Origin of the sequence: Sorangium sp. KYC3313, assembly GCF_052075895.1 — a bacterium.
Classification (GTDB): Bacteria; Myxococcota_A; Polyangia; order Polyangiales; family Polyangiaceae; genus Sorangium; species Sorangium cellulosum_B.
The window spans coordinates 11,646,957-11,659,174 of the sequence record NZ_CP197255.1 but is presented as its reverse complement, the minus strand read 5'-3'; the positions used below and the strand labels follow the sequence as shown (position 1 = coordinate 11,659,174).

General features: G+C 69.9%; 13 protein-coding genes. 6 read left to right on the top strand and 7 right to left on the bottom strand.

All coding sequences use genetic code 11. The annotated features are described in order from the left end of the window. The first annotated feature begins 408 nt into the window (after positions 1 to 408). From ACSRUE_RS44380 to ACSRUE_RS44355, 6 genes are all read left to right on the top strand, one after another. Positions 409 to 918: a chemotaxis protein CheX gene (locus tag ACSRUE_RS44380; protein WP_437297878.1), complete on the top strand. Its 510-nt coding sequence runs from the start codon at positions 409 to 411 to the stop codon at positions 916 to 918. A 714-nt stretch (positions 919 to 1,632) separates the two neighbouring features. Next, the gene (locus ACSRUE_RS44375; protein ID WP_437943845.1) at positions 1,633 to 4,419 is read left to right on the top strand and encodes a nitrate- and nitrite sensing domain-containing protein; all 2,787 of its coding nucleotides are present in this window, start codon (positions 1,633 to 1,635) and stop codon (positions 4,417 to 4,419) included. 48 nt (positions 4,420 to 4,467) lie between these two features. Further along, the gene (locus ACSRUE_RS44370; protein WP_441288845.1) at positions 4,468 to 5,004 is read left to right on the top strand and encodes a chemotaxis protein CheX; all 537 of its coding nucleotides are present in this window, start codon (positions 4,468 to 4,470) and stop codon (positions 5,002 to 5,004) included. Between the two features lie 36 nt (positions 5,005 to 5,040). Next, the gene (locus tag ACSRUE_RS44365) at positions 5,041 to 5,418 is read left to right on the top strand and encodes a response regulator (protein ID WP_437761524.1); all 378 of its coding nucleotides are present in this window, start codon (positions 5,041 to 5,043) and stop codon (positions 5,416 to 5,418) included. A gap of 341 nt (positions 5,419 to 5,759) precedes the next feature. Continuing rightward, a complete protein-coding gene (locus tag ACSRUE_RS44360; RefSeq protein ID WP_441288844.1) occupies positions 5,760 to 6,419 on the top strand; it encodes a hypothetical protein in 660 nt (219 codons plus the stop codon). A 368-nt stretch (positions 6,420 to 6,787) separates the two neighbouring features. Further along, on the top strand, positions 6,788 to 7,618 hold the full coding sequence (locus ACSRUE_RS44355) for an SDR family NAD(P)-dependent oxidoreductase (protein ID WP_441288843.1): 831 nt from the start codon (positions 6,788 to 6,790) through the stop codon (positions 7,616 to 7,618). Positions 7,619 to 8,006: 388 nt separating this feature from the next. Here ACSRUE_RS44355 and ACSRUE_RS44350 read toward each other — a convergent pair whose 3' ends face one another. From ACSRUE_RS44350 to ACSRUE_RS44320, 7 genes are all read right to left on the bottom strand, one after another. Further along, positions 8,007 to 8,243: a carotenoid oxygenase family protein gene (locus ACSRUE_RS44350; RefSeq protein ID WP_441293193.1), complete on the bottom strand. Its 237-nt coding sequence runs from the start codon at positions 8,241 to 8,243 to the stop codon at positions 8,007 to 8,009. Between the two features lie 140 nt (positions 8,244 to 8,383). Beyond that, positions 8,384 to 9,118 carry a hypothetical protein gene (locus tag ACSRUE_RS44345; RefSeq protein WP_441288842.1) on the bottom strand — a complete coding sequence of 245 codons (735 nt, stop codon included), beginning with the start codon at positions 9,116 to 9,118 and terminating at the stop codon, positions 8,384 to 8,386. Positions 9,119 to 9,369: 251 nt separating this feature from the next. Next, positions 9,370 to 9,726, bottom strand: a complete 357-nt coding sequence (locus ACSRUE_RS44340) for a hypothetical protein (RefSeq protein WP_441288841.1) — start codon at positions 9,724 to 9,726, stop codon at positions 9,370 to 9,372. A 109-nt stretch (positions 9,727 to 9,835) separates the two neighbouring features. Beyond that, positions 9,836 to 10,000 carry a hypothetical protein gene (locus ACSRUE_RS44335; protein ID WP_441288840.1) on the bottom strand — a complete coding sequence of 55 codons (165 nt, stop codon included), beginning with the start codon at positions 9,998 to 10,000 and terminating at the stop codon, positions 9,836 to 9,838. A 222-nt stretch (positions 10,001 to 10,222) separates the two neighbouring features. Continuing rightward, entirely contained in the window at positions 10,223 to 10,579 is a 357-nt protein-coding gene (locus ACSRUE_RS44330; RefSeq protein ID WP_437761520.1) for a hypothetical protein, read from the bottom strand. 97 nt (positions 10,580 to 10,676) lie between these two features. Then, positions 10,677 to 10,841 carry a hypothetical protein gene (locus ACSRUE_RS44325; protein ID WP_441288839.1) on the bottom strand — a complete coding sequence of 55 codons (165 nt, stop codon included), beginning with the start codon at positions 10,839 to 10,841 and terminating at the stop codon, positions 10,677 to 10,679. A 276-nt stretch (positions 10,842 to 11,117) separates the two neighbouring features. Next, the gene (locus ACSRUE_RS44320) at positions 11,118 to 11,891 is read right to left on the bottom strand and encodes an acyl-CoA desaturase (RefSeq protein WP_437761518.1); all 774 of its coding nucleotides are present in this window, start codon (positions 11,889 to 11,891) and stop codon (positions 11,118 to 11,120) included. Positions 11,892 to 12,218 lie beyond the last annotated feature (327 nt).

The window sequence follows — 12,218 nt, the reverse complement described above, 5'->3', positions numbered from 1 at the left end:
TGCCGGCCACGCCTGTAAAGCGCAAGGCACGGCGTCCGGTGATCCGGACAAGTGTGTGTGCCCACACGTTTCCGAGCGTTGAGGTGCGTGGTCCAGTGTGGCTAAGCGTGGTCGAGCGTGATCAAGTGTGATAGACAAGGCGTTGCGTGCTCGTGCGTCCTGTCCGAGGACCGCATTGGTCCTCGAGGGGCAGATGAGCTAAGTTGAGCGTTTGTCATGCGACGGCGGAGCACGACACCGGAGGGTGAGTCCGACATGAGGTCGGGGCACAGCATCCCTGACCGCCCCGGCGCCGAGCGTCGCGACTCGCTCCCCCCGCCCCGGTTCGGGCAGCCATCCTCCGGGCCTGAGCGCTCCGGCCCGTCCAGCGAGCCGTCGCCTGCTCCAAGGTCTGCTTCATCGCGCAAGGTGCGGACCATCGACGTCCTCGTTCAGGGCGCGACCGTGGAGCTCTTCCACTTTTACGGCGTCGCCATAGCGCCTGCCGACATCGGGGAGAGCCGCGACGAGGCGCTCGTTCACAGCGATCCGGCGAGCACGGTCGAGTTCTCTGCGCCCGGCTTCTCCGGCCTGCTGGCCTTGTCGGCGCACCCTGGCGTGTTTCGCGCGATGACGGGGCTGCCGCCCGCGCTCGACAGCGTCGACGACTGGATGCGCGAGGTCGTCAATCAGCTCATGGGAAAGGTGAAGAGCCGCCTCGCGCGGTTCCAGATAGCGCTTCACGCCGAGCTGCCGCAGCTGCGCCGCGCGAGCGACGTGGCGCGGCGGTACCGGGGCAGCAAACAGCAGTTCTGCTATGCTTTCCGGACGTTGAAGGGCGAGGTGGTCGTCACGCTGGGCGGCGACTTCGACGAGAGCTCGCTGGTGTTCTCGAACTCGTCCCCGCTTCCGCTCGATGGCAAGGTGATCCTGTTCTGAGCCGCTCTTGCGCGGCGCCCGCGCCGCGCGGTCAAGCTCTGCTGCGGTGGGGTTCACGTGTCTCCGCGGCCGCGCCGGTCGCGGCAGGCGCGGCCGCGGGCGCCCCGGTCGCGGCGGCGGGCGCCCCGGTCGCAGCGGGCGCCGGGGCGACGCCGGCGCCAGGGCTCCGCGCGTGCGCGAGAGATGCCGTGAAGAGCACTGCTCCGATGGCCGCGCTCGAAGCGCGCGCGAGGCGACCTGTCCGCGCTCGCCGCAGTGAACTCCGGCCCATCCTCTTTGATTTCTCCCCGCTCGCGGAGCCTTCGTTGCGGCTCCGGCCGACGTCGCACGCGCTCTTGCGGACTCGCGACCTTCACGCGTAGCATACACAGCGACGAGGGCGTCGGGGAACTCGACGCGCTCCGTGACGCTCCGGTGCACCACGGCCAGGTGAGACATCTCAACAGAAAAGAACGTGGATCAGGGGAGCGTACATGGTGTGCGGGCGAACGTCGATGATGACTCCACGTGGGCGCGTGTTGATTGTCGTTTGCATCAGCAGCATCATCAGCGTCATCCGCATCATCCGCGCCGCGCGCGGGGCTCAGCTCGCCCGGTGCTCGCGCTGAGTGCGCCGCGCGGGGAGACAGGCGTTCGCGCGAGAGCCCTCGTCACGAAGCACACGAGACGCGCGCGGGCGCCGCGCCGCGCGGGCCACGCCGGGGGGACGGGGGCATGCCGACATTGCGTAGCGCTTCGATTCGACTGAAGCTGTGGTCGCTCGCCGGCGTCCCCGTCGCGGGGGCCCTGCTGCTGGCGGCGATGATCGTCGGCGACGCGCGGCAGCAGGCGGCGAGGGCGGCGGGGATAGGCTCGATCGAGGACCTCGCGCAGCTCTCCTCGATCATGGCGCAGCCGCTGCACGCCCTCCAGAAGGAGCGGGCGTGGACCGCGCTGGTCGAGGGGCTGGAGGCCCGTCCGCCGGAGGCGACCGACGTCGAGGGCGAGCCGCACGCCGCGCCGCCGCTCAATCGCGCGGCGGAGCTCCTGCGCGCCGGCGGCCAGCTCCGGGACGCGCGGGCGGCGACCGACGAGAGCCTCGCCCAGCTCGACGCGTTCCTGGCCGCGCGCGACCTCTCCGGGCTGCCGCGCCGGCTCGCCCGCGATCTGGCGGAGGGGCGCGCCAAGGTCGGCGAGCTCGGCGCGTTCCGGGGCCAGGCCGACGCGAAGACGGTGTCGCTCGACAGCGTGCTGAGGGTCTTCGGCGGCATCAACGTGAGCCTCATCCGGGCCAACGCCGGCCTCGCCGAGCTGAGCGACGAAGGCGAGCTCCTGCGCGGCATCCAGTCGATCGTCGCCGTCCACGAGTTCGCCGAGCGCGCCAGCCGCCAGCACGCGCTGCTCGCGCACGCCTTCGCGTCCACGCAGTTCGAGCCGGGCGCCTTCAAGACGCTCGTGACGCTGATGACGGAGGAGCAGCTCTACCACGAGGAGTTCATCGCCAACGCGTCGGAGCCGGCGCGGGCGCTCTACGACGCCGCCCGCTCCGACCCGCGCGTGCGGCGCGCCGACGAGCTGCGCGCCGCCGCGATCGCGTCGACCGACGAGGCGCTGGCGATCGATCACGACGCGTGGTTCGAGGCGCAGCAGGGGCGCGTCGACGGGCTCGCCGCGATCGAGGAGGAGGCGATCTCCGGGATGAGGCGCGCCGCGGCGGCCAGGGTGGCGGACACGCGGAGGACGGTGCGCGACGGCGTCGCGGTCTCGGCGTTCGTGCTCCTCGTGTCGGCCGCGCTGGCGCTGGTCCTCGTGCGGGGGATCTCCCGATCGCTCGAGGTCCTCGGCGAGGCCGCGGCCCACGTCCGGCGGACGCGCGACTACACGACGCGCGCCCGCAAGACCGCCGACGACGAGTTCGGGGCGCTCACGGACGCCTTCAACGAGATGCTGGCGGGCATCCAGGCGCGCGACGAGGTCCTCGAGGGCCACCGGCAGAACCTCGAGGCCACGGTCGCGGAGCGGACCTCCGAGCTCGAGAAGCGCAACCGGGAGATGCGCCTCGTCCTCGACAACGTCGATCAGGCCCTCGTGACCCTCCACCGGGACGGCACGATGGAGCCCGTGCACTCCGCCGCCTTCGAGCGCCTCTTCGGCGTACCGGCGCGCGACGAGCACTTCGCCGATCGCATCGCCGGCCACGATCCGCGGGCCAGCGCGTTCCTCAGGATGGGGTGGGAGGCGGCCTGCGACGACTTCCTCCCGCTCGAGGTCGTCCTCGACCAGCTCCCGAAGACCTTGCGCCGCGAGGGCCGCTACCTCGCGCTCGGCTTCAAGCCGATCCTGTCGGGAGAGGGCCAGTTCAACGGGGCGCTGATGGTGATCACGGACGTCACGTCCACGATCGCCTCCGTGCGCGAGGCCGAGCAGCAGCACGAGTATATCCAGGTGTTCGAGCGGGCCGTGAAGGACCGGCTCGGCCTCGTCGGCTTCGTCAACGACACGACGAAGCTCGTCGACGCGGTGAGCGCGCGGTCCAGCGGCGAGGTGGACGAGGTGATGCGCCTCGTGCACACGATCAAGGGGAACGCCGGGCTCTGGGACGTGACGAGCGTGGCGAGGGTGGCGCACGAGATCGAGAGCTTCGTCGTCGAGGAGCGCGCGCTGCCGTCCGACGAGCAGATCGACGCGCTGAGGGACGTGTGGCTCGCGTTCGTGGGGCGCGTGAGCGTCCTGCTCGCGTCGACGGCGCAGTCCTCGCGCGCCGACGTCGGCCATGAAGAGGTCGAGGCCTTGCTCGCCATGGTGCGCCACCGCCGCGACCCCGCCGAGATCGAGCGGGCCGTCGCGGCCCTCCGCGACGAGCGGACCGAGGTGCGGTTCAGCCGGATGAGGGACCAGGCCGAGACGCTGGCCCGGAAGCTCGGCAAGCCGAAGCCCGAGGTGCGCATCGACGCCGGGGGCGTCCGGCTGCCCGCGTCGCGGTTCGCCGGGATGTGGCAGGCGCTGGGCCACGTGGTGCGCAACGTGATGGACCACGGGATCGAGCGGCCGGAGGCGCGCGAGGCGGCGGGCAAGCCGTCGAGGGGCACGCTCACGCTCGTCTCGCGGGTGACGGCGGACGAGATCGTCATCGAGATCGGCGACGACGGGGCGGGCATCGACTGGGAGCGTGTGCGCGAGAAGGCCGTGGCCGTCGGGCTGCCGGGCGCGACGCGCCGAGATCTCGAGGCCGCGCTGTTCGCGCCCGGCTTCAGCACGGCCGAGCAGGTCACGGACGTCTCCGGCCGCGGCGTCGGTCTCGGCGTGGCGCTCCACGAGTGCCGGCGGCTCGCGGGCCGGATAGAGCTCGACACCGAGCGCGGCCAGGGGACGACCTTCCGCTTCCGGTTCCCCCGGGAGCCGAGCGACGCCGCGGGGGTGTCGCTCCCTGCCTCGCTGCCGCCTCCGAGCGGGCGGGGCTCGCTGGTACCTCCTCCTTCGCGGGGCGGATCGAGCCCGGGCATGGCCTCGGGGAGCGCGTGACACGGTGAGCACATCGACAATGCAGAGCGAGATATCGAGGAGAGGGGAATGAACTCGGAGAGCTGGGACCGCATCCATGAGGAGCTCGCTTCGTCGTGCGTCCACCTGTTTCGTGACAACGGCGTCGAGCTCCGGCGGCTGGACGACGGGACGTCGGAGGCGACGCCGGGCAACGCGGTGGTCTCCTTCATCGGCTTCACGGGCGACCACCTTCGCGGGAGCCTGACCGTCGTCGCCCCCGTGGCGCTCATCACGCGCAGCCACCCGCTGCGAGAGCAGCGCGAGATCGACGAAGACATGGTGTGCGACTGGGCGAGCGAGCTCGCCAACCAGCTCCTCGGGCGGGTGAAGAACCGCCTGCGTCACTTCGGGCTGGTCATCGTGCTCTCGACGCCGAGCGCCGCGATCGGCGAGCACCTGCGCGCGAGGGAGGAGCAGAGCGAGGGCTTCCGGCGGATCCTGTTCGCGGCGGGGCCCGACCGGCTCGTCGTGCTCTTCGACGCGCTCGCGCCCGACGGCGCGCTGGAGCTCGAGGAAGTGAACATGCCCGATCCGCAGCCCGAGGGGGAAGTGCTGCTGTTCTGAGCCGGATGGCCGTACACGCAAGAGGAGATACGTCACATGGCCAAGAAGATTCTTCTCGTCGAGGATTCGAGTACGGTCCGCCAGCAGGTCGGCATTCTCCTGTCGGGGGCGGGTTATGGCACGCTGGAAGCGGACAACGGCCGAGATGCGGTCGCCGCGGTCGCGGCCCACAAGGACGGGCTGGCGATGATCATCGCGGACGTGAACATGCCGGTGATGAACGGCATCGAGATGATCCAGAGCCTGCGCGACAAGGGGCTCGCGCCGGGCGTTCCGATCCTGATGCTCACCACCGAGGGGCAGCCGGAGCTCATCGAGAAGGCCCGGAAGGCCGGGGCGAAGGGGTGGATCATCAAGCCGTTCAAGCCGGATCTGCTGCTCGCGGCGGTGAAGAAGCTCGCCGGCGAACCCTGAAGCTGCGGCCCGCAAGGGGAGACCGCTCCCCGTGCACGAAGGGGCGCGGTCTCCCCTTGCGGGCCGCGACCTCGAGCGCCGCGAAATCCTCGTTTGCGGCGGCAGAGGCCGGAAGGGCCGAATCACAGCCGCCGCTGCTCCTAGACAGAGCTACCCGACGGCGCTGGACAGCGCTCGGCACTTGCGGCGCAGCGCCGAACAGTGTGACCCTCGGTGCGGAAGTTCTCCAAAGGAGCCCGAACGCACGGATCTGGTCCACCGGTTTGACTTCGGCCTGTGCCAGCCGATGAACTCGTAATTCGCCTGTGCGCCCCGCGCGTGCTCTGTCAGTGTCGAGCGCGATGAACCAGCGTGAGAACCGCTACCAGGCGCCGCGCACCCCGGTCGAGGCCGTCCCCGCGGGCCCCTTGTCACGAAGCGCTGCGAGGGTTTTCGTCACGTGGCTTCTCGGGGCCTCGCTGGTGAGGGGCGCCGCGCTCGCCTTTCAGATCGGATACGCGCTGTCAGCGTTCGGCGCAGAGAAGCATCTCGCCGGACTGCTGGTAGCCTCCGTGCTGCGCACTGGCGCTGCCCAAGTCGCCGCGTCCGCCTGCAGTGTCGCGCTCGCGTGGCAGACCCACCATGGCCTCGGCGCCCAGCGCCCGCTCTGGCGAACGTACGCGCTCCTCCCGTTCACGGCACCCGTCGCTGCGGGCCTCATGATCGCCGTGGGGGTGGGGGCGACGACCTTTGGGTACGGCGCTACACCGTGCGCGTCGTGGCAGGCGATCCGAGCGTTCGCGACGCCCGGCGATGCGCTGTTCGGCCTGGTGCTGGCGAGCGCCCTGGCGATCGTCCTCGGTGGGCTTGCGGTGCTGCTGGGGCCTTGGCTCTCGGCTCTGCGCGCGGGCTTGCTCGCCAGGATCGTTGTGGCGCTGCTCGCGACGGGGTTGATCACCGGTGCGGTGCAGGCGGCGCTCGTCGTCTTTTTCTCCGCGGGCGATGACGTGGGCGTGCCCTGACATGGCCTCGTGGTCGGCAGCTGGCAGGAGTCCTGAATTTCCTGCGAACTTTTTGGGCTCGACGTACATAGTTATGCGCTCCTGCAGCTGCCGCAGCACTGACGCCCTGGGGCGGACCGCAAGCGAGGCCGCCGAACCCGGCAATGCAGTTGCCAAGGTGCCTTGCGGCTGATGACGAAGACGTTGGGCAGGCGCGGCGCCACGAAGGGCGGCACGCTGGTACGGGCGTGTCGCCACAGGTCACGTGACCGAGCTTCCGCGCGTCGGCCGACGGAATCGCGAAGAGCGCGTTTGCGTGCGCCCGGCGAGCCGAACGGGAGCTTGACACGAGCAACGTTATCGTATGCCCTCTCCTGCTCGGAGAGCCCATGAAAAAAACGTGGAAAGATGCAGTCACCTTCATCACAGGCGGCGGCTCGGGGATCGGTCGAGCGCTCAGCCTGGAGCTCGCGCGGCGCGGCGCGCGCGTGACGGTGACCGACGTGAACGGCGACGCCGCTGCGAAGGTGGCGGCCGAGGCCGGCAACGGCGCTTCGTCGCGCGCGCTCGACGTGCGCGATGAAGCGGGCATGCGCGAGGCCATCGAGGACACGGCCGCCCGTGGCGGGCGCCTCGACTTGCTCATCAACAATGCGGGGGTCGGCGCCGCCGGCGAGGCGCACGAGATCCCGCTCCTGCACTGGAACCGCGTCCTCGACGTCAACGTGCGCGGCGTGCTCCACGGCATCGTGGCGGGCTACCCGATCATGGTGCGCCAGAAGAGCGGCCACATCCTCAACGTGGCCTCGCTCGCCGGCCTGGGCCCTGCGCCGCTCTTCACGCCGTACGCGATGACGAAGCACGCCGTCGTCGGCCTCAGCACGAGCCTGCGAATCGAGGCGGCGGCCTACGGCGTCCACGTCAGCGTGCTCTGCCCGGCCGCGGTCGAGACCCCGATCCTGGACTCCGAGAACCCCCGCGATCTGCCGGCGGTCCCGTGGGTTCCGAACGCGCGACGCCTGCTCGAGGCCCTCGCCGGCCCGCCTTACCCGGCCGACGCGCTCGCGCGCGAGGCGCTCGACGCGGCGGCCGACGACGAGCCCGTCATCGTGCTGCCCTCGCGCGCACGCTTCCTCTGGCGCCTCGGCAGGATGTTCCCGGCGCTCGTCGAGAAGGGCGGCCGCGACGAGATCGCCAAAGAGCGAGCGACGCGACGGTGAGCGTTCGAGCGTGGGGCGTGGTGCTCCACTCCTCGCCGCGGACGCTGAGCTCGCCATTCGAAAGGCTCTCAGCAGCCGTGGCGCGGGGGGCGATGCGTCGCCCGCGGGTCTAGATTACCGATCACGTTGAAACCCGGAGAATTTTCACAGGGAGTCGGGGAGGCGAGGAGGAAGAAAGAAATGAATCTCTCGCTCTTGTCGTCTCTCCCTCCCCGCCTCCCCGCCTCCCTGTGAAATTCCTGCTTTCTCTCGTGGTTTCAACTCGCTTGTCGTTCTAGCTCCGCGTCTCCCCGCGGTCTCGACGCCCGACGAGCCTCTCGCTCGGCGCGGCGCCACCTCCTCTCCCTGCCTGACGGCGACGCGCCAGCCGGGGCGGAAGCAGCGGCTTTCAATCCGCGCGGGGCAGGAACGCCCCGTGGAAGGTCTGGGGCGAGGCGTGGGGCAGGTGGACCCGCGCCGCTGGCCCATCGTCCAGGTGCGCGGCGTCCCAGATGTGGACGGCGCTCTTCCCGGCCTTCGCATCGGTGACCACGGCGAGCACGTGGCCGTCGCCCTCCGGGGCGCCGGGAGCGCGCGGCACGAAGATCGGCTCCGACGGGCGCTCGTGGTGTGCGACGCGCGCCAGGGTGATCGCGCCCGTGTCGACGTCGACGCGGGCGATGGACGCCGAAGTTGTAGCTCGTCTTCCTCGCAGCGACCCGGTGCGGGTGGGCCGAGAAGGTGGGACCCAGCGCGCCGCCCCGCCGGCGGCGGCGCGCGCGCTCGTCAGTGCAGCCTGTCCTTGGCCTCGGCGAGCTCCTCGTTGATCCGGTCCACGAACGCGTCGAGGGTCATCGGGCCCTTGCTCGCGGCGGCGGCGGCCTCGATGGCCTGCGAGGCGAGCGAGGTGAGGCGCTCGACGTAGGCGAGCTGGCCCTCGAGCTTCTCGTAGTCCCCGTCGACGAAGTACCCGCTGTCGTCCTTGACGTCGAGCTCGGGCGCATAGCGCTGCTTCACGTACCGCAGGATGGCGCACACGGCGACGTGGACCTTGGGGCCGGCGAACTGCGTCTTCGTCCAGTTGTAGCGGCTCCCCTCCTTGAAGAACTCGACGCCCGGCGCCTCCGGCAGGCTGGGGACGCTGACGCTGACGTGCGGCCCTCCGCCGCGCCCCGCCTTCTCCTGCGCTGCGCGGGTGAGGTTGCGGGTGATGGCCGCGGACTCCGCCAGCGCCTCCCGCATCATGTCCGCCATCTTCGAGTCGCTGAGCAGCGCGTGGTACGTGTGGTTGATGAAGGTGCCTTCACCGTCGAAGTGAAAGTGGAGAGGCTCGCATTCGCGGTGGGGATAGAGCGTGATCCCCTCGAGACCCGAGCACGTCACGCGCCGATCGGCGACGAGCTCCTTCATGGTCTTGCTGGGCCAGCCGGCGGCCGCGGCCTTGGCGGCGAGATCCGCGACGAGCTCGGGGACGACGATCGGGTCGCGGAGCTTGCCCGAGTACGCGATGGAGATGCCCATGGTGCCTCCTGAACACTCTCCCCTTACTCCAGCGCGGTCGTCGAGGCCAGCGCGCGCCGGCGAGGGAGCGCTCGGCCGCGGCGACAGGGACAGTGAAGGAGCCGCCCGAGCTCCCTCGCTCCGGCGGCCCTGCGCCGCCTGGGACCGCCTGATCCTCGTCACCTGACCGCGAGGCCCGGGGCTCGACGCAGCTTTCACGTCTAGAGCGGATGTCCGCGTTTCGCTCCTCGCCTCCTCGCCTCCTCGCCGGGCTACTGGCAGGCTGCCGCGCCGAAGCAGACCGCCGGATCGTCCGCGAAGCGACGGAAGTTGTCCGCCTCCGGGTGGCCCGGGAAGGGAACATAGTAGTAGACGGCCTTGTCGTCGAAGTCGCTGCCGTCGTAGTAGGTCTGCCACGTCAGCGCGTAAGCGACGCCGGCGCTCTTGGCGAGATCGAGGAGGTGGGTGTTGTACCAGTCCTCGGTGAGCGCGCCCCGCCCCGCGTCCGGAAACAGGCTCGTCACCTCGGCGGAAGAGAGCGCGACCGCGCCCGCCGCGCCGAGGCCGTAGTTGGCCAGGAACTCCGTCCGCAGGCCTTCATCGAACAGGGTGTCGTGCCACTTGCTCACGTGGTCTGCCGGGTAGAGCGTGAGCGCCGCGCCCGCGGCGAGCTTGCTGACCCGGTGGAGGAGGTGCAGCCGGTAGGTGCCCGTCTCGGTGAGCGCGTGAGGCTTGCCCTTACGCCGCGGCGTCCGCGGTGACGTCGCGGCGATTCCAGGGGACGGGATCGAAGACCATCGCGTCGAGGGAGATGCCGAGCAGCCCGGGGTTCTCTCCCACGGTGGCGCCGGCGTCCGACGACCAGCCCCGCTCGCAACCGGTTCTTCTTTTATGGGGTTGCATCGAGCGAGCGCGCTCGATCGCACGGCCTCGGCGGCCGAGATGGCGACCCGTCCATGCGTCGCGGCGGAAGCGGTTCCTGAGGCCCGCCACCCGCGGCTGGCCCGTGACGAGCACCACGCCGGACAGCCGGACCCGCGCGTTCCTCCGTCCTCGTTCGCCTGCCAGGCGGCCGGAACACCGCGCTGTCACGGCGCGTCCGCCGAGGACCGGCGATGGCACCGCTCACACGCTGCCGCTCACCTTCGCTGTACGGGTATTCCCGTCGAGCGACGATTCGATGGTGTACAACGCTCCCTGGTAGGAGATGCTCCCGTCCTCACTCAGGTCTCCGCCGCGCAACACGTTGGCGGCGCTCTCGTAGAGAAGGAAGGAGGCGTGACCGGCGGGCGCCGCGCTGGACAGCGTCCAGGTGCCCTCCGCGCCGCCTGATTCGATCACGAGGTGCTGCCGAGCGCCCGACGTGTTGATGAGCACGCCGAGCGTCGAGCCGCTCCGGTCGCGCGCCGTGGCGCGGAAGTGGAGGTGGGCAGCGGTGGCGAGCAACAGGGAGGAGGCGACTGGCTTCTGAGGGATGGACATGGCGGTGATGAACAGCTCCGTTGATGGACCTTGCAAGTTCCCGTGCGACGTGTCGTTCCGGGGCTGCCCGGCGGCCGAGCTCTCGCGGAGCCGGCGATCACGGGCCTGCGCCGGCGAGCGCGCTCGCCGGCTGCCAGGAGAGCCCGTCGTACCTCCGGGGAGAGCCCGAGCGGTCGAGCCGCTTGAACGTCTCGCCCGTCTTGAGGTGCCGCTGCCTGTCGCGATCGAATGGACCGTGCTGCCCGCTCGCCGGCTCGTACATGACGTCGCTCCTCCCATGCACATGGAAACGCCAGCAGAGCCTCTGTTCCACACCGTCCACGACCCGCGACAACGACGCTTTCATGGCCTATAGCTCTCGACGGGGCCCAGACGGCATCACCGACAACTTCGCTGCGTGTGCGCAAACAACCTATAGCAGAAGGGACGGCCGCGGCACCACGTTTATCGGCGGAGCACACACGATTTCACCGGCACGATGCTTTTTCGCGGCGCGGCGCCCCGGGCCTCATGAGAGATGTCTCTCAAGGAGGGGAGCTCAACCCTCGGCCCCCGTGGTGCCGGTGTCCAACCGGGCGATCTGGCGCCTGCCGGGCATCTGGACGATGCCCATCCAGGCGATCACGCGGATGACCTGGTAGGCCGGGTCGATCTCGAACCAGCGCACCGCGAAGCTCGGGCTCTGCGGGTACTTGTGGTGGTTGTTCTGGAAGAGCTCGCCGAGCGTCACGAGGTCGAGGGCGAGCGTGTTGCGGGAGTCGTCGTCGCTGTTGAAGTTGCGGTAACCGTAGCGGTGGCCGCACCAGTTCACGATGGCGCCGTGGAGCGGGCCCATCGTCCAGTGGAGCGGGACAAACAGGAATTGCCACCATTGCGTGGCGAAGGCGATGTAGAAGAGCGCGTAACCCGTCCCCCACGCGAGGCGGCTGGCCCACGAGTTGCCGATGCGGTCGAGCGCGCGCCACTCGGGGTAGCCGCCCAGAAAGCGCGGCTCCACCTCCGCCGTGCCGTCGCAGATGGCGTCGTAGCGCTTCGCGGTCGACAGCATCATGGAGACCGGCTCCGCGTAGTAGCGCGGCGAGTGCGGGTCCTTCTGGGTGTCGCTGTACGCGTGGTGCATGCGGTGCAGGATCGCATACGCCCGGGGCACAAGGTACGAGGAGCCCTGCGTGACGTAGGTGAGGAGATGGAAGATCCGTTCCCAGCGCTTCGACATCGTGAACATCCGATGCGAGGCGTACCGGTGCAGGAAGAAGGTCTGGAAAAAGACCGATAGCGTCGAATGGGCGATCAGGATGGCGACGAATTCCATGGCTCGCTTGTACACCCCGGTTGGGCCCACTTGCGGTCAGCTCACGGTCACGATTCGCGAGGTCCGTCGCCGCGTCGCTCGTGCGAGCGCGTTCTTTTGCCGCGCGATTTCGTCCGTGGAGGCGAGTCCGTAACGGGCAAGTTCATCGACCGGAAACAATGCTGTGCTGCCAGGCGCCGCGTCGCTCCTGCAGGTATAGCGCATCACGGCGACGCGCAAGCGACGTCGCACGCCGCCTTATCACGACGAGCCGAACGTCGAGACCGTCAGCGGCGGTGGATCGTTCTTGACATACATGGGCGCTGCGTACAGACTGTTTCAGTCAGC